At 64.8% G+C, this 23,593-nt stretch carries 31 protein-coding genes; 1 reads left to right on the top strand and 30 read right to left on the bottom strand.

Annotation, left to right across the window (positions count from 1 at the left end):
- Nucleotides 1-88 precede the first annotated feature (88 nt).
- The 29 genes from DOL89_RS02005 to rpsG form a co-directional block, all read right to left on the bottom strand.
- A complete protein-coding gene (locus tag DOL89_RS02005; RefSeq protein ID WP_119677647.1) occupies nucleotides 89-1,105 on the bottom strand; it encodes a DNA-directed RNA polymerase subunit alpha in 1,017 nt (338 codons plus the stop codon).
- A gap of 137 nt (nucleotides 1,106-1,242) precedes the next feature.
- A complete protein-coding gene (gene rpsK, locus DOL89_RS02000) occupies nucleotides 1,243-1,641 on the bottom strand; it encodes a 30S ribosomal protein S11 (RefSeq protein WP_119677646.1) in 399 nt (132 codons plus the stop codon).
- A gap of 12 nt (nucleotides 1,642-1,653) precedes the next feature.
- Nucleotides 1,654-2,022, bottom strand: a complete 369-nt coding sequence (gene rpsM / locus DOL89_RS01995; RefSeq protein WP_119677645.1) for a 30S ribosomal protein S13 — start codon at nucleotides 2,020-2,022, stop codon at nucleotides 1,654-1,656.
- 352 nt (nucleotides 2,023-2,374) lie between these two features.
- A complete protein-coding gene (locus tag DOL89_RS01990) occupies nucleotides 2,375-3,022 on the bottom strand; it encodes an adenylate kinase (protein ID WP_119677644.1) in 648 nt (215 codons plus the stop codon).
- Nucleotides 3,019-4,359: a preprotein translocase subunit SecY gene (secY, locus tag DOL89_RS01985; protein WP_119677643.1), complete on the bottom strand. Its 1,341-nt coding sequence runs from the start codon at nucleotides 4,357-4,359 to the stop codon at nucleotides 3,019-3,021. Before secY ends, DOL89_RS01990 begins: the two co-directional genes overlap by 4 nt.
- 144 nt (nucleotides 4,360-4,503) lie before the next feature.
- Entirely contained in the window at nucleotides 4,504-4,983 is a 480-nt protein-coding gene (gene rplO / locus DOL89_RS01980; protein ID WP_119677642.1) for a 50S ribosomal protein L15, read from the bottom strand.
- A 36-nt stretch (nucleotides 4,984-5,019) separates the two neighbouring features.
- Complete coding sequence (gene rpmD, locus DOL89_RS01975; RefSeq protein ID WP_119677641.1) at nucleotides 5,020-5,211, bottom strand: 50S ribosomal protein L30; 192 nt, start codon at nucleotides 5,209-5,211, stop codon at nucleotides 5,020-5,022.
- Nucleotides 5,208-5,798, bottom strand: a complete 591-nt coding sequence (gene rpsE / locus DOL89_RS01970; protein ID WP_119677640.1) for a 30S ribosomal protein S5 — start codon at nucleotides 5,796-5,798, stop codon at nucleotides 5,208-5,210. Before rpsE ends, rpmD begins: the two co-directional genes overlap by 4 nt.
- A gap of 10 nt (nucleotides 5,799-5,808) precedes the next feature.
- Nucleotides 5,809-6,171, bottom strand: a complete 363-nt coding sequence (rplR, locus tag DOL89_RS01965; RefSeq protein ID WP_162937273.1) for a 50S ribosomal protein L18 — start codon at nucleotides 6,169-6,171, stop codon at nucleotides 5,809-5,811.
- Nucleotides 6,172-6,181: 10 nt separating this feature from the next.
- A complete protein-coding gene (gene rplF / locus DOL89_RS01960; RefSeq protein ID WP_119677639.1) occupies nucleotides 6,182-6,715 on the bottom strand; it encodes a 50S ribosomal protein L6 in 534 nt (177 codons plus the stop codon).
- A gap of 11 nt (nucleotides 6,716-6,726) precedes the next feature.
- Entirely contained in the window at nucleotides 6,727-7,125 is a 399-nt protein-coding gene (gene rpsH / locus DOL89_RS01955; protein ID WP_119677638.1) for a 30S ribosomal protein S8, read from the bottom strand.
- 16 nt (nucleotides 7,126-7,141) lie between these two features.
- On the bottom strand, nucleotides 7,142-7,447 hold the full coding sequence (gene rpsN, locus DOL89_RS01950; RefSeq protein ID WP_119677637.1) for a 30S ribosomal protein S14: 306 nt from the start codon (nucleotides 7,445-7,447) through the stop codon (nucleotides 7,142-7,144).
- Nucleotides 7,448-7,467: 20 nt separating this feature from the next.
- Nucleotides 7,468-8,010 carry a 50S ribosomal protein L5 gene (gene rplE, locus DOL89_RS01945; protein ID WP_119677636.1) on the bottom strand — a complete coding sequence of 181 codons (543 nt, stop codon included), beginning with the start codon at nucleotides 8,008-8,010 and terminating at the stop codon, nucleotides 7,468-7,470.
- Nucleotides 8,011-8,018: 8 nt separating this feature from the next.
- The gene (gene rplX / locus DOL89_RS01940; protein WP_263973580.1) at nucleotides 8,019-8,339 is read right to left on the bottom strand and encodes a 50S ribosomal protein L24; all 321 of its coding nucleotides are present in this window, start codon (nucleotides 8,337-8,339) and stop codon (nucleotides 8,019-8,021) included.
- Nucleotides 8,336-8,704 (bottom strand): 50S ribosomal protein L14, encoded by a 369-nt coding sequence (gene rplN, locus DOL89_RS01935; protein WP_119677634.1) that lies wholly within the window; start codon nucleotides 8,702-8,704, stop codon nucleotides 8,336-8,338. The genes rplX and rplN overlap by 4 nt, the downstream gene beginning before the upstream one ends.
- Before the next feature lie 12 nt (nucleotides 8,705-8,716).
- Nucleotides 8,717-8,971 carry a 30S ribosomal protein S17 gene (gene rpsQ, locus DOL89_RS01930; RefSeq protein ID WP_119677633.1) on the bottom strand — a complete coding sequence of 85 codons (255 nt, stop codon included), beginning with the start codon at nucleotides 8,969-8,971 and terminating at the stop codon, nucleotides 8,717-8,719.
- 14 nt (nucleotides 8,972-8,985) lie between these two features.
- Complete coding sequence (gene rpmC, locus DOL89_RS01925; protein WP_119677632.1) at nucleotides 8,986-9,192, bottom strand: 50S ribosomal protein L29; 207 nt, start codon at nucleotides 9,190-9,192, stop codon at nucleotides 8,986-8,988.
- A complete protein-coding gene (rplP, locus tag DOL89_RS01920; RefSeq protein ID WP_119677631.1) occupies nucleotides 9,189-9,614 on the bottom strand; it encodes a 50S ribosomal protein L16 in 426 nt (141 codons plus the stop codon). Before rplP ends, rpmC begins: the two co-directional genes overlap by 4 nt.
- Before the next feature lie 41 nt (nucleotides 9,615-9,655).
- A complete protein-coding gene (rpsC, locus tag DOL89_RS01915; RefSeq protein WP_119677630.1) occupies nucleotides 9,656-10,333 on the bottom strand; it encodes a 30S ribosomal protein S3 in 678 nt (225 codons plus the stop codon).
- Nucleotides 10,333-10,731 carry a 50S ribosomal protein L22 gene (gene rplV, locus DOL89_RS01910; protein ID WP_119677629.1) on the bottom strand — a complete coding sequence of 133 codons (399 nt, stop codon included), beginning with the start codon at nucleotides 10,729-10,731 and terminating at the stop codon, nucleotides 10,333-10,335. The genes rpsC and rplV overlap by 1 nt, the downstream gene beginning before the upstream one ends.
- 1 nt (nucleotide 10,732) lies before the next feature.
- Nucleotides 10,733-11,011 (bottom strand): 30S ribosomal protein S19, encoded by a 279-nt coding sequence (gene rpsS / locus DOL89_RS01905; RefSeq protein ID WP_075771883.1) that lies wholly within the window; start codon nucleotides 11,009-11,011, stop codon nucleotides 10,733-10,735.
- Nucleotides 11,012-11,023: 12 nt separating this feature from the next.
- On the bottom strand, nucleotides 11,024-11,851 hold the full coding sequence (gene rplB, locus DOL89_RS01900) for a 50S ribosomal protein L2 (RefSeq protein WP_119677628.1): 828 nt from the start codon (nucleotides 11,849-11,851) through the stop codon (nucleotides 11,024-11,026).
- A gap of 10 nt (nucleotides 11,852-11,861) precedes the next feature.
- Nucleotides 11,862-12,179: a 50S ribosomal protein L23 gene (locus DOL89_RS01895; RefSeq protein ID WP_119677627.1), complete on the bottom strand. Its 318-nt coding sequence runs from the start codon at nucleotides 12,177-12,179 to the stop codon at nucleotides 11,862-11,864.
- On the bottom strand, nucleotides 12,176-12,796 hold the full coding sequence (rplD, locus tag DOL89_RS01890) for a 50S ribosomal protein L4 (RefSeq protein ID WP_119677626.1): 621 nt from the start codon (nucleotides 12,794-12,796) through the stop codon (nucleotides 12,176-12,178). Before rplD ends, DOL89_RS01895 begins: the two co-directional genes overlap by 4 nt.
- Before the next feature lie 4 nt (nucleotides 12,797-12,800).
- Nucleotides 12,801-13,520, bottom strand: coding sequence for a 50S ribosomal protein L3 (rplC, locus tag DOL89_RS01885; RefSeq protein ID WP_119677625.1), 720 nt, complete (start codon nucleotides 13,518-13,520; stop codon nucleotides 12,801-12,803).
- A 57-nt stretch (nucleotides 13,521-13,577) separates the two neighbouring features.
- Nucleotides 13,578-13,886, bottom strand: a complete 309-nt coding sequence (gene rpsJ, locus DOL89_RS01880) for a 30S ribosomal protein S10 (RefSeq protein ID WP_119677624.1) — start codon at nucleotides 13,884-13,886, stop codon at nucleotides 13,578-13,580.
- 85 nt (nucleotides 13,887-13,971) lie between these two features.
- Entirely contained in the window at nucleotides 13,972-15,159 is a 1,188-nt protein-coding gene (tuf, locus tag DOL89_RS01875) for an elongation factor Tu (protein ID WP_119677612.1), read from the bottom strand.
- Between the two features lie 32 nt (nucleotides 15,160-15,191).
- Complete coding sequence (gene fusA / locus DOL89_RS01870; RefSeq protein WP_119677623.1) at nucleotides 15,192-17,264, bottom strand: elongation factor G; 2,073 nt, start codon at nucleotides 17,262-17,264, stop codon at nucleotides 15,192-15,194.
- Between the two features lie 51 nt (nucleotides 17,265-17,315).
- Nucleotides 17,316-17,786: a 30S ribosomal protein S7 gene (rpsG, locus tag DOL89_RS01865; protein WP_119677622.1), complete on the bottom strand. Its 471-nt coding sequence runs from the start codon at nucleotides 17,784-17,786 to the stop codon at nucleotides 17,316-17,318.
- A gap of 447 nt (nucleotides 17,787-18,233) precedes the next feature.
- Here rpsG and DOL89_RS01860 point away from each other — a divergent pair, with 447 nt between their 5' ends.
- Entirely contained in the window at nucleotides 18,234-19,202 is a 969-nt protein-coding gene (locus tag DOL89_RS01860) for a glycerophosphodiester phosphodiesterase family protein (RefSeq protein WP_119677621.1), read from the top strand.
- A gap of 87 nt (nucleotides 19,203-19,289) precedes the next feature.
- Here the strand turns inward: DOL89_RS01860 and rpoC are convergent, their stop codons facing one another.
- Entirely contained in the window at nucleotides 19,290-23,582 is a 4,293-nt protein-coding gene (gene rpoC / locus DOL89_RS01855) for a DNA-directed RNA polymerase subunit beta' (protein WP_119677620.1), read from the bottom strand.
- Nucleotides 23,583-23,593: the final 11 nt, after the last annotated feature.

Here is a 23,593-nt window from a genome sequence, read left to right as displayed (position 1 = left end):
TGCACGGCGGGGGTGGGCCTGGGCGGCCCGGTACGCAAACTATCGGATCACGCGGGCATCAGCCCGCGCGCCCCGATTTCAACAAGGCTCAGTACGGCTCTTCCAGACGCTTGGCCAGATCCTCGATGTTCTCGGGCGGCCAGTTCGGGATCTCCATACCGAGGTGCAGACCCATCTGGGCCAGCACTTCCTTGATCTCGTTCAGCGACTTGCGGCCGAAGTTCGGGGTGCGGAGCATCTCCGCCTCGGTCTTCTGCACCAGATCGCCGATATAGACGATGTTGTCGTTCTTCAGGCAGTTGGCGGAGCGGACCGACAGCTCCAGCTCGTCCACCTTGCGCAGCAGATTCTTGTTGAACGGGATCTCGTCCTTCGTGGCCTCGGCCACGGCGGCCTGCGGCTCCTCGAAGTTGATGAACATCTGCAGCTGGTCCTGCAGGATGCGGGCGGCAATGGCCACCGCGTCGTCCGGCGTGACAGCGCCGTTGGTCTCCACCGTCAGCGACAGCTTGTCGTAGTCGGTGGTCTGGCCAACGCGGGTGTTCTCGACCTTGTAGGCGACCTTCTTCACCGGGGAGAAGATCGAGTCGACCGGGATCAGCCCGATCGGCGCATCTTCCGGACGGTTCAGCGATGCCGGGACGTAGCCCTTACCCGTGGCGACCGTCAGCTCCATGTTCAGGCGGGCGCCAGCATCCAGGGTGCAGATCACGTGGCCGGGGTCCAGCACCTCGATGTCGGCAACCGTCTCGATCATGCCGGCGGTCACTTCGCACGGGCCTTCGGCCCGGAGACGCAGACGCTTCGGCACGTCGCCGCCCATCTTCAGCGCCATGGCCTTGATGTTCAGGACGATATCGGTCACGTCCTCACGGACGCCGGGGATGGAGGAGAACTCGTGCAGCACGCCGTCGATGTGAATGGCGGTGACAGCGGCACCCTGTAGCGACGACAGCAGCACGCGGCGCAGCGAGTTTCCGAGCGTCAGGCCGAAGCCGCGCTCCAGCGGGCCGGCGACGATGGTCGCTTCGCGCTTCGGGTTGTTGCCGGGGGTGATGTCGAGCTTGCTGGGCTTCTCGAGGGTCTGCCAGTTCTTCTGGATCACGGTCGAAACCTCATGCCATCTGGGTGTTCACGGCCAAACGGAACCCCGCCGCCCCAATGCTTTCCCGTCCGCGATGGCAGGCGGACGGCTTTCCCGGGGCGGCGGCGTTCCGGATGGAACCTCTCAAGCGCGCAGGATCAGACGCGACGCTTCTTCGGCGGGCGAACGCCGTTGTGCGGGATCGGCGTCACGTCGCGGATCGAGGTGATCTGAAAGCCCACGGCCTGCAGCGCGCGCAGGGCGGACTCGCGGCCCGAACCCGGACCCTTCACCTCAACCTCAAGGGTCTTCATCCCGTGCTCCTGGGCCTTGCGGCCGGCGTCCTCGGCCGCCATCTGGGCGGCATAGGGCGTGGACTTACGGGAACCCTTGAAGCCCATCATGCCGGACGAGGACCAGGAGATGGTGTTCCCCTGGGCGTCGGTGATGGTGATCATGGTGTTGTTGAAGCTGGCGTTCACATGCGCGACGCCGGCAGTAATGTTCTTGCGCTCGCGGCGACGGACGCGCGCGGCGGAAGCGGACGGCTTTGCCATGGCTGCTGATCCTTACTTCTTCTTGCCGGCGATCGGCTTCGCCGGACCCTTGCGGGTACGGGCGTTGGTGTGGGTGCGCTGACCGCGAACCGGCAGGTTCTTACGGTGACGCAGACCACGGTAGCAGGCCATGTCCATGAGCCGCTTGATGTTCATAGCGACCTGGCGACGGAGATCGCCCTCGACGCGGTAGTCGGCGTCGATGACCTCACGGATGCGGAGCACCTCGTCGTCGGTCAGCTGATGAACCCGGCGATCGGCGGGGATGCCGACCTTGCCGCAGATCTCGGTCGCGAACTTCGCGCCGATGCCATGAATGTACTGAAGGGCGATCACCACACGCTTCTGCGTGGGGATGTTGACGCCAGCGATACGCGCCACGCGCAGTCTCCTCGTTTCAATGCGGCGCGGAGGCACTCCGCGCCGGATCTACGTCCACGCCCCGCCTGACCATCCGCCCGCCGGAGAGGGCGGGCCAGCGGCCTTCGGGACATCTCAACCGTAGGAAACCCCTAAAGGGGAAACCCAAACCAAACACGCCCGCCACCCTGCCTGGCCCCGGCAGATCGCCAGGGGGCATGATGCGGACGGTCCTCACTCTCGGTCCCTGGGGATCGAAGGCGGCGAGTATAGCCAAGCCGCGCTCCCCGTCAACCAATTGCGCAGCCCTGCCACCAATGCGGTAGACGCAGGCCGCGCAATCCTTCAGCCCCCTCTCTCCGGGGCCAATTCCTCAAGACTGAATGATGGTCTCGATCTGACGCGTGACTTCGTCGATCTCCGCCATGCCGTCCACCTGCTTCAGGACGCCCCGGCCCGCGTAATAGGGCAGAATGGGCGCGGTCTGCTTGTGGTACGCCTCCAGCCGCTTGCCGACGGTCTCCGCATTGTCGTCCGCGCGGCGCATGAACTCATGAGAGCCGCAGACGTCGCAGGTGTTCTCCACCGCCGGCCGCTTGAAGCTGTCGTGATAGCCGGTCCCGCACTTGGCGCAGGTGAAGCGCCCTGTGATGCGTTCCGTCAGGGCCGTGTCGTCCACCACCATCTCGATGACGTGGTGAAGCTTCAGCCCCTTCTCCTCCAGCATCCGGTCCAGCGCTTCCGCCTGCACCACGGTCCGGGGGAAGCCGTCGAGGATGAAGCCGCCCTTGGCATCCGGCTCATCGATCCGGTTGGAGATCATCTCGATCATGACCTCGTCCGGCACAAGTTGGCCGGCCTTCATGATCGAGTCCGCCTTCTGCCCGAGCGGCGTGCCGCTCTTCACGACGGCCCGAAGCATGTCGCCCGTGGAGAGCTGCACCATGCCGTACTTGGCCTGAAGGCGTTGCGCCTGCGTTCCCTTCCCCGCGCCGGGCGGCCCCAGCAGAATCAGGTTCATCCTCGTCTCCCGCGAAGTTTGGCTTTCTTGATAAGCCCTTCGTACTGGTGAGCCAAGAGGTGAGAGTGTATCTGCGCCACTGTGTCCAGGGTCACCGTCACCACGATCAGCAGGCTCGTACCGCCGAAGTAGAACATGAAGCCGTATTCCGCGATGAGGAATTCAGGCAACAGGCACACGACGGTGAGGTACGCCGCGCCGATCACGGTCAGCCGGGTCAACACATAGTCCAGGTAGTCTGCGGTGTTCTTGCCGGGACGGATGCCCGGAATGAAGCCGCCATACTTCTTCAGATTTTCCGCCGTCTCCGTCGGATTGAAGACGATTGCCGTGTAGAAGAAGCAGAAGAAGATGATCAGGGCGGCGTAGAGCAGCATGTAGAGCGGCTGACCATGCTGCACATAGGCGGCCACCTGCCCCATCCATCCGCCCTGCTGGCCGGCGAACTGCGCCATGGTCAGCGGCAGCAGCAGCAGCGAGGAGGCGAAGATCGGCGGGATCACGCCGGCCGTGTTCAGCTTCAGCGGAAGGTGCGAGGATTCGCCGCCGAACATGCGGTTGCCGACCTGGCGCTTGGGATACTGGACCAGCAGCCGGCGCTGTGCCCGCTCCATGAACACGATGAAGGCGATCACGGCCACGGCCATGACCAGCATGAAGATGATGAAGCCGACGCTCATGGCGCCGGTGCGCCCCAGTTCCAGCATCTGCGCGAACGCGCCCGGCAGGGCAGCCACGATGCCGGAGAAGATGATCAGCGAAATGCCGTTGCCGACGCCGCGGGCGGTGATCTGCTCGCCCAACCACATCAGGAACATGGTGCCGCCGACCATCGTGATCACGGTCGAGGCGCGGAACATCCAGCCGGCATCGATGACCACGCTGCTGCCGGCGCTGCCCATTCCCTCGAGCCCCACGGCAAGGCCATAAGACTGCACCAGGGCCAGCAGGACGGTCAGGTAGCGGGTGTACTGGTTGAGCCGCTTGCGGCCCGACTCGCCTTCCTTCTTCAACTGCTCCAACGACGGCGAAACAGCCGTCATGAGCTGGATGATGATGGAGGCGGAGATGTAGGGCATGATGTTGAGCGCGAAAATGCTCATGCGCTCGACGGCGCCGCCGGCGAACATGTTGAACATGCCCAGAATGCCGCCGGCCTGCTGCTGGAAGAACTGCGCGAAGGCGCCGGCATCGATGCCGGGCAGCGGAATATAGGTGCCCAGCCGATAGACGATGAGCGCACCCAGCGTGAACCAGATGCGCTTCTTCAGTTCGGTCGCCTTGGCGAAGGCACCGAAATTAATATTCGCGGCAAGCTGCTCGGCGGCTGATGCCATGTGCGGAGATCCTTATCGCCCCAGGGACCGCCCGGTGGGGATCGCCGACGGGGCATACCATCGTACAGGTCGAATGCCAAAAAGAATGGCCACCGGAATAGAAGACGGCCGACGCCTGAATTCAAGCGCCGGCCGTTATCCTGCTTACTCGGCGGCAGCGGCCGGAACGGCGGTCAGATTGACCTTGCCGCCAGCCTTCTCCACCGCGGCCATGGCCGCGGCGGATGCGCCAGCCACCTCGAAGGTGACGGCGGAGGTCAGCGTGCCCTTGGCCAGCAGGCGCAGGCCGTCACGGGCCTCGCTCACCAGACCGAGCTTGTTCAGCACCTCGTGGGTGACCGTCTCGCCGGCATTCAGGCGACCGGCATCGATGGCCTTCTGAATGGTGCCGAGATTGACGACCGCGTAGTCCTTCGAGAACGGGTTCTTGAACCCGCGCTTCGGTAGACGGCGGTGCAGCGGCATCTGACCGCCTTCGAAGCCCCGGATGGACACGCCGGTACGGGACTTCTGACCCTTCACGCCGCGGCCGCCGGTCTTGCCCTTGCCGGAGCCGATGCCGCGACCGACACGGGTACGCTCCTTGCGGGCGCCCGGGTTGTCGCGAAGATCGTTGAGCTTCATGGTTCTGTTTCCTTCAAGCCGTATCGGGGAAGCCTCTTACGAGGCCTCCTCGACGCGCACGAGGTGCTGCACCTTGTAGATCATCCCGCGGACAGCCGGAGTATCCTCCAGCTCACGGGTGCGGTGCAGCTTGTTGAGACCGAGACCGATCAGGGTCGCCCGCTGGTCGGACTTGCGACCGATCGGGCTGCCGATCTGGGTCACGACGATGGTGTTCTTCGTGCTCATGCCGCAGCCCCTTCCTTAACGTCACCCTCGCGCTTGCCGAGGATGTCGCTGACGCGGCGACCACGACGGGCCGCCACGGCCCGCGGGCTGACGCAATGCGCCAGAGCGTCGAAGGTCGCCTTGATCATGTTGTGCGGGTTGGAGGTGCCGACCGACTTGGTCACCACATCCTGCACGCCCAGAGCCTCGAAGATCGCGCGCATCGGACCGCCGGCGATGATGCCGGTACCGGCCGGGGCAGCGCGCAGCACCACGCGACCGGCGCCGAAATGGCCCGACACGTCATGGTGCAGCGTGCGGCCTTCGCGCAGCGGCACGCGGATCATGGAGCGCTTGGCCTGGTCGGTGGCCTTGCGAATGGCCTCCGGGACCTCACGCGCCTTGCCGGCGCCGACGCCGACGCGGCCCTTTGCATCGCCGACGACGACGATGGCGGCGAAGCCGAAGCGACGGCCGCCCTTCACCACCTTGGCGACGCGGTTGATACCGACGAGCTTTTCTACGAGCTCGCTCTCCTCGCGCTCGCGCGGAGTGCGATCACGATCGCGACCGCGCTCGGACCCGCCGTCCCTCTCATTCCGTGCCATATCTATCCCCTTAGAACTGCAGGCCGGCTTCGCGCGCGGCATCGGCCAAGGCCTTGACCCGGCCATGGAAGATGTAAGCGCCGCGATCGAACACCACGTCCTTCACGCCCTTCGCGGTGGCGCGCTCGGCAATCAGCTTGCCGACAGCCTTCGCCGCGTCGATATCGGCACCCGTCTTCAAGGCATCCCGCAGGTCCTTGTCGAGGGTGGACGCCGCGGCGAGCGTGTGGCCCGCCGTGTCGTCGATGATCTGGGCATAGATGTGCTTGCTGGACCGGAATACGGAAAGCCGCGGGCGACCGCCAGCGAACTTCCGGATCCGGGCGCGGACGCGCTGCTTGCGCCGCTCGTTGAGATCCATCTGCTTGGTCATGTCGTCCGCCTTACTTCTTCTTGCCTTCTTTGCGGATGATCACTTCGTTATCGTACTTCACGCCCTTGCCCTTGTAGGGCTCGGGGGGACGATACGAACGGATCTCCGCGGCGATCTGGCCGACCTGCTGCTTGTCGGCGCCCGAGATGGACACCGCGGTCGGGCGGTCGCACTTGATGGTGATTCCCTCAGGGATCGGGTAGCGGATGTCGTGGCTGAAACCGAGGTTCAGCACGAGCTCCTTGCCCTGCACGGCGGCCTTGTAGCCGACGCCATTGATCTCGAGGTTCCGGGTGAAGCCGGTGTTCACACCGTTCACCAGGTTGTTCACCACGGTGCGCTGCGTGGCCCAGTTCTGACGAGCGCGGACGCTATCGTTGCGCGGCTGGATGACGACATGGCCGTCCTCCAGCTTTGCCAGGATCTCGTCGACAAGGACGGCGCTGAGCTGGCCCAGCTTGCCCTTGGCGGTGACCGTTTGACCGGTGACCGTGACGGTCACGCCGGCCGGGACGGGCACCGGATGCTTTCCGATACGCGACATGGCCGCACTCCTTAGAACACTTTGCAGAGGACCTCGCCGCCGACATTGGCGGCGCGGGCTTCCGCATCGGACATGACGCCACGCGGCGTCGACAGGATCGAGATGCCGAGCCCGTTATAGAAACGGGTCAGATCGGCGATCTTCGAATAGACGCGGCGGCCCGGCTTGGAGACCCGGTGGATCTCCTTAATGACCGGCTCGCCCTCGTGATACTTCAGCTCGATGCGAAGGTTCTTCACACCGGGACGGACGTCGTCCACCGTGTAGCCGCGGATGTAACCTTCGCGCTTCAACACCTCGAGAACGTTGGTGCGAAGCTTGGAGGCCGGGCTCACGACCGCCTGCATACGGGCCTTCTGACCGTTACGAATACGGGTCAGCATATCGCCCAGGGGATCGCTCAGAGACATTACCCCGATCCTCCAATTACCAGCTGGACTTGGTCATGCCCGGGATCTGGCCGGCATGGGCCAGATCGCGCAGGATGACACGGGAGAGGCGGAACTTGCGGTACGTGGCGCGCGGCCGGCCCGTCATCTCGCAGCGATTGCGGACGCGGACCTTGCTACCGTTGCGCGGCAGTTCGGCAAGCTTGAGAACAGCGGCAAAGCGCTCCTCGGGCGGCAGCTCGCGGTTCCGGGCGATCGCCTTGAGGGCGTTCCGCTTCGGAGCCTGCTGCTTCGCCATACGGGCGCGGCGCTTGTTCTTCTCGACGGCGCTAGTCTTCGCCATGGTCAGATACCTCCTGCCACTCAGCCGGCGAACGGCATGTCGAAGGCCTTCAGAAGGCTCTTGGCCTCCTTGTCGGTCTTCGCCGTGGTGACGAAAATGATGTCCATGCCCCGGATGCCATCGACTTTGTCGTAGTCGATTTCGGGGAAGATGATCTGCTCTTTCAGACCCATGGCGTAGTTGCCACGGCCGTCGAAGCTGTTGCCCGGGATGCCGCGGAAGTCGCGGACACGCGGCAGGGCAATCGTCACCAGACGGTCGAGGAACTCGTACATGCGGTCGCGGCGCAGGGTCACCTTGCAGCCGATCGGCATGCCTTCGCGCAGCTTGAACTGGGCGATGGACTTCCGGGCCTTGGTCACCACCGGCTTCTGGCCGGAGATGGCGGCGAGTTCGGACACGGCGGCCTGGATCTTCTTGCTGTCGCCAACGGCCTCACCGACGCCGATGTTGATCACGATCTTATCCAGGCGCGGCACCATCATGTCGTTCGCGTAGCCGAATTCTTCCTTCAGCTTCCCGCGGACGACCTTCTCATAATGATCTTTAAGTCGAGCAGCCATGGCGCGCCTCACACATCGATGACTTCGCCGGAGCCCTTGGCGAAACGGACCTTGCGGCCGTCTTCCAGGGTCCGGAAGCCGACACGGGTCGGCTTGTTGGTCTTGGGATCGATGTGCGCCACGTTGGAAACGTGCAGCGGAGCCTCGATCTCCACGATGCCGCCCTGCTGGAACTGGGTCTGGCGCTGGTGCTTCTTCACCAGGTTCACACCCCGGACCTTCACGCGGTTCTCGGTCGGCAGGACCTCAATGACCTCACCGGTCTTGCCCTTGTCCTTGCCGGTCAGCACGGCGACCTTGTCGCCCTTGCGGATCTTCGCGGCCATCAGAGCACCTCCGGCGCCAGGCTGATGATCTTCATGTACTTCTTCGCGCGCAGCTCGCGGGTCACGGGCCCGAAGATGCGGGTCCCGATCGGCTCGCCCTGCTTGTTGATCAGCACGGCGGCGTTGCGGTCGAAGCGGATGGCGGTGCCATCGGTGCGGCGGATCTCCTTGGCCGTGCGGACGATGACGGCGCGATGCACGTCACCCTTCTTCACGCGGCCACGCGGAATCGCCTCCTTGACGGAGACGACGATGATGTCGCCCACCGATGCGAAGCGGCGCCCGGCGCCGCCCAGCACCTTGATGCACTGCACCCGGCGCGCGCCGCTGTTGTCCGCGACCTCCAGGTTGGTTTGCATCTGAATCATGTGATGCTTTCCTTATTCAGCGGATGCCGCCTGAGCGGCCTCGGTCACGACAGTCCACCGCTTCCGCTTGGAGATCGGCGCGCACTCGATGATCTGGACGGTATCGCCGATCTTGTGCGCGTTCGCCTCGTCGTGGGCGGCGTACTTCTTGGACTGCTTGATGAACTTCTTGTAGAGCGGGTGCATGACGCGACGCTCGACCAGGACGACAATCGTCTTGTCGCCCTTGTCGCTCACGACAGTACCCTGCAGAACGCGACGGGGCATTCCACACTCCCCTATCAGGACGCGGACGAAGCGGTCGCCCGCTCGCCCAGGATGGTCTTGATGCGCGCGATGTCGCGACGCACCTGCCGGACCCGCGCCGTGTTCTCCAGCTGGCCGGAGGCCCGCTGGAAGCGCAGGTTGAACTGCTCCTTCTTGAGCTGGATGAGCTGATCGTTCAGCTCATCCTGGCTCTTGGCGCGGAAGTCAGTCGCCTTCGTCATGCCTCACCCCCCTCACCCAGACGGGTGACCATACGAACCTTGATCGGCAGCTTGGCTGCCGCAAGCTCGAACGCGCGCTTGGCGAGATCCGCCGGGACGCCGTCCAGCTCGAACATGATGCGGCCGGGATGCACCCGGGCCGCCCAGAACTCCGGCGAACCCTTACCGGAACCCATGCGGACTTCCGCCGGCTTCGAGGAGACCGGCACGTCCGGGAAAATCCGGATCCAGACGCGGCCCTGACGCTTCAGGTGGCGGGTGATGGTACGACGGGCAGCCTCGATCTGGCGGGCGGTGATGCGCGCCGGCTCCACCGCCTTAAGGCCGAAGGCCCCGAAATTCAGCGACGTTCCGCCCTTCGCAGGACCGTGGATGCGGCCCTTGTGCTGCTTGCGGAACTTAGTACGCTTCGGACTGAGCATGGCGAGTTGCCTTTCTAATCCCTGCTAGTATCCGACGACGATCAGCGGGCCGGAGCCTGCTCCATGGCGCGCTTGTCCTGCGCCATGGGGTCGTGCGCCAGAACCTCGCCCTTGAACACCCAGACCTTCACGCCGCAGGTGCCATAGGTAGTCTTCGCGGTGGCCGTTGCATAGTCGATATCCGCACGCAGGGTATGCAGCGGAACGCGACCCTCACGGTACCATTCCAGACGCGCGATCTCGGCGCCGCCCAGACGGCCGCCGCAGTTGATGCGGATGCCCTGTGCGCCGAGGCGCATGGCGGACTGCACCGCGCGCTTCATGGCGCGACGGAATGCCACACGGCGCTCGAGCTGGTTGGCGATGTTCTCGGCGATGAGCTTCGCGTCCAGTTCCGGCTTGCGGATCTCGACGATGTTCAGGCTCACCTCGCCGCCGGCCATCTGGCTCAGCGTGCCGCGCAGCTTCTCGATGTCCGCGCCCTTCTTGCCGATCACCACGCCCGGACGAGCCGTGTGGATGGTGACGCGGGCCTTCTTGGCCGGACGCTCGATGACGATCCGGCTGACGCCGGCCGCCTGAAGGCGCTTCGCGAGGAACTCGCGCAGCTTGATGTCCTGGTGGAGCAGCTTGGCATAGTCGCGGTCAGCGAACCAACGGCTGTCCCAGGTCCGGTTGATGCCGAGCCGCAGCCCGACCGGATTGATTTTCTGACCCATTACGCCTCTGCCCCCTCAGCCACTTCCTCAGCGCGCTCACGCACGATCACGGTCAGGTTGCTGTAAGGCTTCTCGATCCGGGCGCCGCGACCGCGGGCCCGTGCGTGGAAGCGCTTCATGACGAGGGCCTTGCCGACGGTCGCATGCGACACGTACAGCCGGTCCACGTCCAGCTGGTGGTTGTTCTCCGCGTTCGCGATGGCGGACTGCAGAACCTTCTTCACCTCGCCCGCGATGCGGCGCTTGGAGAATGTCAGCAGGGCCAGTGCTTCACCAGCGGACTTTCCGCGGATCAGCTGTGCGACCAGGTTGAGCTTGCGCGGGCTCGACCGAAGGAGGCCGCCAAATGCCTTGGCCTCGGTTTCGGTGAGACGGCGCTCTGCCGCAGGCTTGCCCATGTTACTTCCTCTTCGCCTTCTTGTCGGCCGCGTGGCCGTAGAACGTGCGCGTCGGGGAGAACTCGCCGAACTTGTGACCGATCATGTTCTCGGTCACCAGCACGGGCAGGAACTTCTGACCGTTGTACACGCCAAAGGTCAGCCCAACGAACTGCGGCAGGATGGTGGAGCGGCGGGACCAGATCTTGATGATCTCATTCCGGCCCGACGCCCGCGCCTTATCTGCCTTCTTCAACAGGTAGCCGTCTACGAACGGCCCCTTCCAGACGGAACGCGTCACGGTGCCACTCCCTTACTTCTTGCCGCGGCGGCGGACGATGAACTTGTCCGTCGCCTTGTTGCTGCGCGTCTTCTTGCCCTTGGTGGGCTTGCCCCACGGCGTCACCGGATGGCGACCACCGGAGCTGCGGCCCTCACCACCACCGTGCGGGTGGTCGATCGGGTTCATCGCGACGCCACGGACCGCCGGGCGCCTGCCCAGCCACCGGTTACGACCGGCCTTGGCGATGACGATGTTGCTCTCGTCCGGATTGGACACCGCACCGACGGTGGCCATGCACTCGCCGCGCACGATGCGCAGCTCGCCCGACGGGAGCTTCAGCTGGGCATAGCCCTGGTCGCGACCGACCAGCTGCAGGTAGGTGCCGGCGGCGCGCGCCAGCTGACCACCCTTGCCCGGCTTCATTTCCACGTTGTGGACAATGGTGCCGACCGGGATGTTCTTCAACGGCATCGCGTTGCCGGGCTTCACGTCGACGCGCTCGCCGGCCACGACGGAGTCGCCGGCCTTGAGGCGCTGCGGAGCCAGGATGTACGAGAGCGTGCCGTCCTCGTACTTGATCAGGGCGATGAACGCGGTGCGGTTGGGATCGTATTCCAGCCGCTCAACGGTCGCCGCCATGTCGAACTTGCGACGCTTGAAGTCCACCAGACGGTAGACCTGCTTGTGACCGCCGCCCATGCGGCGGGCGGTGATGCGGCCGGTGTTGTTGCGGCCGCCAGAACCGGACTTGCCTTCAGTCAGGCTCTTGACCGGCTTGCCCTTCCACAGCTCGGAGCGATCCACCAGCACCAGCTGGCGGAGGCTCGGCGTGATGGGACGGAACGTCTTCAATGCCATCGTTCTACCCTCACACGCCCGTGGTCACGTCGATCGTGCTGCCCTCGGCGAGGGTCACCACGGCCTTCTTGTAGTCCGACCGCTGACCGATCGTACCGCGGAAACGCTTCGTCTTGCCCTTGACCACGACCGTGTTCACGGCCTCGACCTTGACCTTGAACAGCCCTTCGACTGCGGCCTTGATCTCCGGCTTGGAGGCATCCAGCGGCACCTTGAAGGTGACCTGGTTGTGCTCCGAGCCCATGGTGGACTTCTCGGTGATGACGGGAGCGAGGATCAGATCGTACATCCGCTCCTGGCTCACCTTCTTGATCGTGGTCTTGCTCATTTCAGGCGAGCCTCCAGCTGCTCGACCGCGTTGCGGGTGAGGACCAGCGTGTCCTTCCGCAGGATGTCGTACACGTTGGCGCCCTGCTCCGGCAGCACGTCGATGTGCGGAATGTTCCGCACCGCGCGGAAGAAGGTCTCGTTCAGGTTCGCGCCGTCGATGATCAGCGCGGACGAGATGCCGAGGGCCTTCAGCTGCGCCACCATGTCCTTGGTCTTGTGGCTGTCGGTGGAAGCTGCGTCGAGGACGATCAGCTTGCCTTCGGCGGCCTTCGTGGACAGGGCGGTCTTCAGCGCGAGCTTGCGGACCTTCTTGTTCAGGTCGTGCTCGTGGCTGCGCACCACGGGCCCGAAGATCACCGCGCCGCCGCGGAACTGCGGCGAACGGAGCGAGCCCTGGCGGGCGCGGCCGGTGCCCTTCTGGCGGTACGGCTTCTTGCCGGTGCCGGAGATCTCGGACACGCCCTTGGTCTTGTGCGTGCCGGCACGGCGCTTGGCGAGCTGCCAGTTCACCATGCGGGCGAGGATGTCCTCGCGCAGCGGCAGACCGAACACCTCATCGGAGAGATCGATCTCGCCGACCTGCTCGTTCTTCAGATTGATGACGTTCGTCTTCATGATCTCAGCCCTCCTGCGGCGCAGGAGCATCGGCCTGGACGGTCTCGCCCGGGGCCTTGAAGGAGCCCGGGAACGGCACGCCGTCCGGCAGCTTCTTCTTCACGGCGTCGCGCACCATGACCCAGGCGCCTTCATGGCCCGGAATGGCACCCTTCACCAGGATGAGGCCGCGGTCGGCATCGACCGACACGACCTTCAGGTTCTGCACGGTCACCTTCTCGACGCCGTACTGGCCGGGCATCTTCTTGTTCTTGAAGGTGCGACCCGGATCCTGACGGCCACCGGTCGAACCGATGGAGCGGTGGGACACGGACACGCCGTGCGTCGCACGCAGACCGCCGAAGTTCCAGCGGCGCATACCGCCGGAGTAGCCGCGGCCGATGGTGGTGCCGGTCACGTCCACGAACTGGCCCGCCACGAAGTGGTCGGCCGTGATCTCGGCGCCCACGTCGATGAGGTTGGCGGCGTCGACGCGGAACTCGACGACCTTCTTCTTCGGCTCCACCTTCGCCGCGGCGAACTGGGCGCGCTGAGCCTTGGCCACATTCTTGACCTTGGCTTTGCCGGCGCCGAGCTGCAGGGCGGTATAACCGTCCTTATCCTCGGTCCGCTGGCCGACGACCTGAACCTGGTCGAGCTTCAGCACAGTCACCGGAACATGCTCGCCCTCGTCCGTGAAGACGCGGGTCATGCCCAGCTTCTGCGCGATCAATCCGGATCGCATATCCTAATTCTCCTGACTCGGGACATCCTCTGTGGGAGAGGTCCCGTACTTGATAACTTAGAGCTTGATCTCGACGTCGACGCCGGCGGCCAGATCGAGCTTCATCAGCGCATCCACGGTCTGCGGCGTCGGATCGACGATGTCCAGCAGACGCTTGTGGGTGCGGATCTCGAACTGCTCGCGCGACTTCTTGTCGATGTGCGGGGAGCGGAGGACCGTAAACTTCTCGATCTGCGTCGGAAGCGGGATCGGGCCGCGCACCCGGGCACCGGTCCGCTTGGCGGTGTTCACGATCTCGCTGGTGCTCTGGTCGAGCACGCGGTGATCGAACGCCTTCAGGCGGATCCGGATGTTCTGGCTTTCCATGTTCCTGAACCCGTAGTTGGGAGAGAACCGGCCGGCGGGGCCATTCCCGCCGGCCGAAACCTCTCCAGTCACTCGCGACAGTTACTTACTTGTCGATCTTGGAGACGACGCCGGCGCCGACGGTGCGGCCGCCCTCGCGAATGGCGAAGCGAAGACCTTCATCCATGGCGATCGGGGCGATCAGCTTCACCTTCAGGCGGATGTTGTCGCCCGGCATCACCATCTCGGTGCCTTCCGGCAGCTCCACCGTGCCCGTCACGTCGGTCGTGCGGAAGTAGAACTGCGGACGGTAGTTGGCGAAGAACGGGGTGTGGCGGCCGCCCTCTTCCTTGGTCAGGATGTAGGTCTCGGCCTCGAACTCCGTGTGCGGGGTGATCGAGCCCGGCTTGGCCAGAACCTGACCGCGCTCCACATCCTCGCGCTTGGTGCCGCGCAGCAGCGCGCCGATGTTGTCGCCGGCCTCGCCCTGGTCGAGCAGCTTGCGGAACATCTCGACGCCGGTCACCGTGGTCTTCACGGTGGCCTTGATGCCGACGATCTCGATTTCCTCGCCAACCTTGACGATGCCGCGCTCAACGCGGCCGGTCACCACCGTGCCGCGGCCCGAGATCGAGAACACGTCCTCGATCGGCATCAGAAACGGCTTGTCCTTCGGACGCTCCGGCTGCGGGATGTACTCATCCACGTTGCGCATCAGCTCCAGGATGGCGTCATGGCCGAGCGCCTTGTCGCTGTCCTCCAGCGCGGCCAGGGCCGAGCCCTTGATCACCGGGATGTCGTCGCCCGGGAAGCCGTAGGAGGAGAGCAGCTCGCGAACCTCGAGCTCGACCAGCTCCACCAGGTCCGGATCGGCCATGTCCATCTTGTTCAGGAACACCACCAGCGCCGGCACGCCGACCTGACGGGCCAGAAGAATGTGCTCGCGCGTCTGCGGCATCGGGCCGTCGGCCGCCGAGCACACCAGGATGGCGCCGTCCATCTGCGCCGCGCCCGTGATCATGTTCTTCACGTAGTCGGCGTGGCCCGGGCAGTCCACGTGGGCGTAGTGACGGTTCTGCGTCTCGTATTCCACATGCGCCGTGGAGATCGTGATCCCGCGCGCCTTCTCTTCCGGCGCCTTGTCGATCTGGTCGTACGCCGTGAAGGTCGCCCCGCCCGTCTCCGCCAGAATCTTCGTGATCGCCGCCGTCAGCGACGTCTTGCCGTGGTCAACATGGCCAATCGTGCCAATGTTGCAGTGCGGCTTGGTCCGCTCGAATTTCGCCTTCGCCATGGCTCTATCCTCTTCTACCGGTAAGGTTCCGCTCAGCCCATCTTCGCGCGGATGTTCTCCGCGACGGCCTGGGGAACCTGCTCATAATGATCGAACTGCATGGAGTACTGGGCCCGGCCCTGGCTCATCGAGCGCAGGGTGTTCACATAGCCGAACATGTTGGCCAGAGGGACCATCGCCTCGATGATGCGGGCGTTGCCCCGCTGATCCATCCCGGTGATCTGTCCCCGCCGGCTGTTCAGGTCGCCGATGATGTCGCCCATATAGTCTTCGGGCGTCAGCACTTCGACCCTCATGATCGGCTCGAGCAGGGCCGGCTTCGCTTTCTGGATACCTTCCCTGAAAGCAGCCCGGGTGGCGATTTCGAACGCGAGCACGGACGAGTCGACGTCGTGATACGCGCCATCCACCAATTCCACCTTGAAGTCGATGACAGGGAACCCGGCGACAACGCCGTTATCCTTCGCCGACTCCAGGCCCTTCTGGACGCCGGGCACGTATTCCTTCGGAACCGCGCCGCCGACGACCCTATTCTCGAACCTGTAACCCTCGCCGGGCTTCAGCGGCTCGAAAGCCAGCTTCACCCGGGCGAACTGACCGGAGCCTCCGGTCTGTTTCTTATGGGTGTAGTCGACCTCGGCGCGGGCGGTGATGGTCTCGCGGTACGCCACCTGCGGCGCGCCTACGCTGGCATCAACCTTGAACTCCCGCCGCATGCGGTCGACGATGATCTCCAGATGGAGTTCACCCATTCCCTTGATGACCGTCTGGCCCGTCTCCGCGTCCTGTGCGACGCGGAAGGACGGGTCCTCGGCGGCCAGGCGCTGCAATGCCGCGCCCATCTTCTCCTGGTCGGCCTTCGTCTTCGGCTCGACCGCCACCTCGATCACCGGCTCGGGGAATTCCATCCGCTCGAGCACGATCGGGTGGTCGGGATCGCACAGCGTGTCGCCCGTCGTCGTGTTCTTCAGCGAGGCGATGGCGACGATATCGCCGGCGCAGCACGCCGTAATCTCCTCCCGGGTATTGGCGTGCATCAGCAGCATCCGTCCGATGCGCTCGCGCTCGCCCTTCCCGGCATTCATGACCTGGCTGCCCGTCTCCATCGTGCCGGAATAGACCCGGCAGAAGGTCAGCGTGCCGACGAACGGATCGTTCATGATCTTGAACGCCAGGGCCGCGAACGGCGCCTTGTCGTCGGTCGGACGCTGGTCGGGAGCCCCGTCCAGGGTGGTGCCGCGGACATTCTCCACGTCGAGCGGCGACGGAAGATAATCTACGACGGCGTCTAGCATCGGCTGCACGCCCTTGTTCTTGAAGGCGGAACCGCACAGCACCGGCACGAGCCGCAGGCTGATGGTGGCCTTGCGGATCAGCGCCTTCAGCGTGGCCTCGTCGGGCTCGCGCCCGTCGAGGTAGGCCTCGGTTGCCGCGTCGTCCAGCTCGACCGCCTGCTCGATCAGGCGCGTACGGTATTCGGCAGCCTTGTCGGCCAGCTCGGCCGGGATGTCGGTCTCGTGGAAGTCCGCACCCAGCTTGTCCTCGGTCCAGACAACCGCCTTCATCCGCACCAGGTCCACGACGCCGACGAAATCGGCCTCGACCCCAATGGGAAGCTGCAGGACCGCCGCATTGGCGCCGAGACGGTCGCCGATCATCTCCACGGTGCGGAAGAAATCGGCGCCGGTCCGGTCCATCTTGTTGACGAAGCACATGCGGGGCACGCGGTACTTGTCCGCCTGCCGCCACACGGTCTCCGACTGGGGCTCCACGCCCGCCACGCTGTCGAATACCGCGACTGCACCGTCGAGCACCCGCAGGCTGCGCTCCACCTCGATGGTGAAGTCCACGTGGCCGGGGGTGTCGATGATGTTGATGCGGTGCTCACGCCAGAAACAGGTCGTCGCGGCCGACGTGATGGTGATGCCGCGCTCCTGCTCCTGCTCCATCCAATCCATCGTCGCGGTGCCTTCATGCACCTCGCCGATTTTGTACGACTTACCTGTGTAATACAGGATGCGCTCAGTCGTCGTCGTCTTGCCGGCATCGATGTGCGCGGCAATGCCGATGTTCCTGTAGCGGTCGAGTGGATGGGAACGGTGCATGGGCCTTGTCCGCTCAAGCCGCCCGTAGGCGGCCCTTGCGTTCTTCCTTGCTTACCAGCGGTAGTGCGAGAAGGCCTTGTTGGCCTCTGCCATACGGTGGGTGTCTTCGCGCTTCTTCACGGCGGTGCCGCGCTGGTTGGCCGCGTCGAGCAGCTCACCGGCCAGACGCTCCGTCATGGTGTCCTCGGAACGGCCGCGGGCGGCGCCGATGATCCAGCGGATGGCCAGGGCCTGGGCGCGCTCGGAGCGAACCTCGACCGGAACCTGGTAGGTCGCGCCGCCGACGCGGCGGGAACGGACCTCAAGGTACGGACGGACATTGTTCAGCGCGTCGTGGAAGAGCTGCAGGCTGTCGGCCTTCACCTTCTCCTCGATGCGGTCCAGGGCGCCGTAGACGATGGACTCGGCGACCGACTTCTTGCCGTCGTACATGAGGCAATTCATGAACTTGGTCAGCACGACGTCACCGAACTTCGCATCCGGCAGAACTTCCCGCTTCTCGGCCTTACGACGACGAGACATCTCAAAAACTCCTAGGTTCTGTCCTGTGCTACTCCCGAGTCGGCCCGAACGACGAAAATCCCCACGGACGAAGCAGTTGCTGCCTCGCGCGGGGAGACTTCCGAACGCCGTCCGAACAAGAACTCGGGTGCGGCTATTTTCTTTTTCCGGGGGGTTCCGCGTTCGAGCCCGCCGGCCGCAGCCGGGAGCCGTCACTGGGGACAGCGTCTAGTCAACACCAGGGCAGACTACAGCCTGCCCCCCGAAAACGGTTGGCGGACTATATGGATGTGACAGGTGTGCGTCAAGCGGCGATGGCGCTCGATTTCGGCTGGGCGCCCGCCCTTAGTGCAAGGGGGGCGCTCGCGTCGCGCAGGGCTGTCGCTCTTGGATGGTCCGGGCGGATTGACCGGGGCGACGGAGTGATCTACCCCGTGCCCCGGACGTCCACCACCCTGAGCCTGAACGATGCGAGCAGCAGCTTTGTTCCTTACCGCCGCCCTGATCGCCATCAGCTGCCCTGCCCTGGCGCAACGGGGTGCGGAGGGCGGCGAGGCTGCGGCGCGAGCACTGCCCGAGCCGGCGATTCCCATCAAGCCGAAGGCGGCGAACGTAGCCGGGTTCCTGGACTGCATCGTCGAACAGCGCGCCACCATCATTTCGGCCCACCGGGGCGGTCCGAAGCCGGGCTATCCGGAAAACGCCATCGAGACCTTCGCCTACACCCTGTCCAAGATACCGGCGCTGATCGAGCTGGATGTCGCGCAGACGGAGGATGGCGTTCTCGTCCTCATGCATGACAGCGAACTCGGCCGCACCAGCACCGGGCGGGGGCGCATTTCGGAGAAGAGCTTGAAGGAGCTCCGGGCAGAGTCCTTGAGGGACCCCACCGGCTTCGCGCCCCAGCCGCCAATGCGGATTCCGACACTGGAAGAAGCCCTGATCTGGGCGAAGGACCGGGCCGTGGTGCAGATCGACCTGAAGCGCGGCGTCGATGTCGCCGATGTGGTGGAGCTTGTGCAGAGGCACGGGGCGCAACGCTATGCCGCGATCATCGTGGATGATGTGGAGGAAGCGGCGAAGGTGGTCAGCCTCGATCCGACCATCAGCATGAGCGTTGGGATCACCAGGCCCGACATGCTCGACCGGCTTGTCGAGGCGGGCGTGCCCGAGGACCGCATTTTCGCCTTCACCGGTGTGAACCGGGAGGACCCGGCCCTGTGGGACCTGCTGGAGCGCCGCGGCATCCCGGCGATCTTCGCCACGTTGTGGGCCGGCGACCGGGACATCGCGGCATCCAACAACGAGGCCAAATATGCGCGCCTGGCGGACAGCGGCGTCGACATCCTTGTCACCGACCGCCATTTCGACGCCTATTGGGCCATGGAGAAGCGCCAGGATATCGAGGCGGCAGTGAAGGCCTGCGTCCGCCCCTGAGGGTTTCGCGCCTTGAAGCGGTAGAAACGAAAAGGGCCGCCCGGTCTTCCCGGGCGGCCCTCTTCATGTCAGCGCTGTGCGCCTTGATCAGGCGGCGTTCTGGTCGCCGCCGTCGGCCGGCAGGGCCTCCAGGCCGGCTTCCGCCATCTGGAGAGCCTTGTCCCGCTCGGCCGCGATCTGCTTCAGGCGGTTGACCACCGAGCCGGTACCGGCCGGGATCAGACGACCGACGATCACGTTTTCCTTCAGGCCTTCCAGGTTGTCCACCTTGCCCTGCACCGCAGCTTCGGTGAGGACGCGGGTGGTCTCCTGGAACGACGCCGCGGAGATGAAGCTGCGGGTCTGCAGGCTGGCCTTGGTGATGCCCTGGAGCACCGGCTTGGCCTGGGCGAAGCGCAGATCCTGCTCGCCCTCGTCCATGCGCCGCTGCACCTGCTCGTTCTCGATCTCGAACTCGACGCGGTCCACCTGCTCACCCGTGAGGAAGGTGGTGTCGCCGGGCTCCATGATCTCGACCTTCTGCAGCATCTGGCGGACGATCACCTCGATGTGCTTGTCGTTGATCTTCACGCCCTGCAGCCGGTAGACGTCCTGGATCTCGTTGATGAGGTAGTTGGCGAGCGCCTCCACCCCCATCACCGACAGGATGTCGTGCGGCACCGGGTTGCCGTCCATGAGCAGGTCGCCCCGCTGGACATAGTCACCCTCCTGCACGGAGATGTGCTTGCCCTTCGGGATCATGTACTCCTGCTCCTGGCCCGTCTCATCGTTCTTCACGATGATGCGGCGCTTCGTCTTGTAGTCCTTGCCGAACTCAACCCGACCATCCAGGTCGGAGATGATGGCGAAGTCCTTCGGACGGCGCGCCTCGAACAGTTCGGCAACGCGCGGCAGACCACCGGTGATGTCGCGGGTCTTGGAAGACTCGCGCGGGATACGCGCCAGCACGTCGCCGGCCCGGACCTTCGCACCGTTTTCCACCGACAGGATGGCGTCCACGCTCATGTAATAGCGTGCCTCCAGCCCGTTCGGCAGCTTGATGATCTCGCCCTTCTCGTCCCGCAGGGTGACGCGCGGACGCAGGTCCGCGCCGCGGGGCTGCTGACGCCAGTCGGTGACCACCTTGGAGCTGATGCCCGTCGCCTCGTCCACGACCTCGCGGATGGAGAGCCCCTCCACCAGGTCGACGTAGTTGGCGATACCCTCCTTCTCCGTGAGGATCGGCAGGGTGTACGGGTCCCACTCGGCCAGACGGTCGCCCTTCTTGATAGGCGCGCCATCGTCGATGAGCGCCTTGTTCAGCTTGGCGCCGTACGGCACCCGGTGACGCGCCCGCTCACGGCCCTGATCATCCATCAGCGCCAGCTCACAGTTCCGGCCCATCACGACCGGCACGCCATCGGAGTTGAGCACCAGGTTGCGGTTCTTCACCACGACCTTGGCATCCAGGGTCGCTTCGATGAAGGACTGCTCGGCACCACGCTGTGCCGCACCGCCGATGTGGAAGGTACGCATGGTGAGCTGGGTGCCCGGCTCGCCGATCGACTGCGCCGCGATGACGCCGACCGCCTCGCCCATGTTGACCCGCGTTCCGCGGGCCAGGTCACGGCCGTAGCAATTGGCGCAGACACCGTCCTTGGTCTGGCAGACCAGGACCGAGCGGATGCTGACCTCGTCGATGCCGGCGCGCTCGATCTCCTCCACTTCCTTTTCGGTAACGAGCTCGTTGCGCGCAACGATCACGTCGCCGGTCAGCGGGTGGATGATGTCCTTGTTGGCCGTGCGGCCCAGGATGCGCTCGCCCAGCGGAACCACGACCTCGCCGCCATCCATGACCGCCTTCACGGTCAGGCCTTCCAGCGTGCCGCAATCGTCCTCGACGATGATGGCGTCCTGCGCCACGTCGACCAGGCGACGGGTCAGGTAACCGGAGTTCGCGGTCTTCAGGGCGGTGTCGGCCAGTCCCTTACGGGCACCGTGCGTGGAGTTGAAGTACTCCAGCACCGTCAGGCCTTCCTTGAAGTTCGAGATGATCGGGGTCTCGATGATCTCGCCCGACGGCTTGGCCATCAGGCCGCGCATGCCGGCGAGCTGCTTGATCTGCGCCGCCGAACCGCGGGCGCCGGAGTGGGCCATCATGAAGACGGAGTTCACGCCGACGCCAGGCTTCGGCTGCTCGATGACCTTCATCATCGCGGCGGCGACCTTCTCGGTCGTCTCCGACCAGACGTCCACCACCTTGTTGTACTTCTCGCCCTGGGTGATCAGGCCGTCCAGGTACTGCTGCTCGTACTCCTTGACGCGCTCCTGCGCCTCGGCGATCAGCTTCTCCTTCTCGGCCGGGATGACCATGTCGTCCTTGCCGAAGGAGATGCCGGCCTTGAAGGCGTTGGTGAAGCCCAGCTTCATCAGCCGGTCCGCGAAGATCACCGTCTCCTTCTGACCGCAGTGGCGGTAGACCATGTCGATGACGTTCTGCACGTCCTTCTTGGTCAGCAGGCGGTTGATCGTCTCGAACTTCAGCGCCGGGTGGCGCGGCAGCAGCTCGGACAGGAGCATGCGGCCCGGCGTGGTGGTCACGCGGACGGTGATCGGGTTGCCCTGATCGTCGACCGTGTGGTAGCGCGCCTGGACCTTGGCATGCAGGCTGACGACCTTGGCGGCCAGCGCATGCTCGATCTCGCCGATGGAGCCGAAGGCCATGCCTTCGCCGATCATGCCCGGCAGTTCCATCGTGATGTAGTACAGGCCGAGGACGATGTCCTGGCTCGGCACGATGATGGGCTTGCCGTTGGCGGGCGACAGGATGTTGTTGGTGGACATCATCAGAACGCGCGCTTCCAGCTGGGCCTCGAGGCTCAGCGGGACGTGCACGGCCATCTGGTCGCCGTCGAAGTCCGCGTTAAAGGCGGTGCAGACCAGCGGGTGGAGCTGGATCGCCTTGCCCTCGATCAGGGTCGGCTCGAAGGCCTGGATGCCCAGACGGTGCAGCGTGGGCGCCCGGTTCAGCATGACCGGATGCTCGCGGATGACCTCTTCCAGGATGTCCCAGACCTCCGGACGCTCCTTCTCCACCATGCGCTTCGCCGCCTTGATGGTGGAGGCCAGGCCGTACAGCTCGAGCTTCGCGTAGATGAAGGGCTTGAACAGCTCAAGCGCCATCTTCTTCGGCAGGCCGCACTGGTGCAGCTTCAGCTCCGGACCGACGACGATGACCGAACGGCCGGAATAGTCGACGCGCTTGCCCAGCAGGTTCTGACGGAAGCGGCCCTGCTTGCCCTTCAGCATGTCGCTGATGGACTTCAGCGGCCGCTTGTTGGCGCCGGTGATCACGCGACCGCGGCGGCCGTTGTCGAACAGCGCGTCGACGGCCTCCTGCAGCATGCGCTTCTCGTTGCGCACGATGATGTCCGGCGCCTTCAGCTCGATCAGCCGCTTCAGGCGGTTGTTGCGGTTGATGACGCGGCGGTAGAGGTCGTTCAGGTCGGAGGTCGCGAAGCGGCCGCCATCCAGCGGGACGAGCGGACGCAGCTCGGGCGGGATGACCGGCACGACCTCGAGGATCATCCATTCCGGACGGGTCGCCTCCGGATAGACCTTGAACAGCGGACGCTGGTCCGGACGCTCGATCCGGCGCTTGTAGCCCTCAAACCGCTCGAACGCGCCGACATCCTCGACCTCCTGGGGGACGCCCAGGAAGGCCTCGATCAGCTTAAGCCGCTTCACGAGCTTCTTGCGCTTGGCCTCGGACGAGGTCTCACGCAGCTCCTCACGGCAGGTGTCCATCTCCTCGACGAGGTCGAGGCTGGAGAGCAGGTCCTTGAGGGCTTCCGCGCCGATCTTGGCGGTGAAGGCGTCCTCGCCGAACTTGTCCTGGTTGTCGACGAGCTCGTCCTCGGACAGGAGCTGGTGCAGCTTCAGGTCCGTCAGGCCGGGCTCGATGACGCAGTAGTTCTCGAAATAGAGGATGCGCTCCAGATCCTTCAGCGTCATGTCGAGCAGCAGACCGATGCGGCTCGGCAGGGACTTCAGGAACCAGATGTGCGCGACCGGGCTGGCCAGCTCGATATGGCCCATGCGCTCGCGGCGCACCTTGGACAGGGTGACCTCGACGCCGCACTTCTCGCAGATGATGCCGCGGTACTTCATGCGCTTGTACTTGCCGCACAAGCACTCGTAGTCCTTGATCGGGCCGAAGATCCGCGCGCAGAACAGGCCATCGCGCTCCGGCTTGAAAGTACGGTAGTTGATCGTCTCCGGCTTCTTGATCTCGCCGAACGACCAGGAGCGGATGCGCTCAGGGCTCGCGATCGAGATGCGGATCTGATCGAAGCTCTGCGGGCCCTGCTGCTGGCCAAAAATATTCATCAGCTCATTCATGTCCCGTCTCC

Origin of the sequence: Indioceanicola profundi, assembly GCF_003568845.1 — a bacterium.
GTDB classification, from domain to species: Bacteria; Pseudomonadota; Alphaproteobacteria; order Azospirillales; family Azospirillaceae; genus Indioceanicola; species Indioceanicola profundi.
Note: the sequence above shows the minus strand (reverse complement) of the source record. Positions and strands in the feature narration are given on the sequence as shown.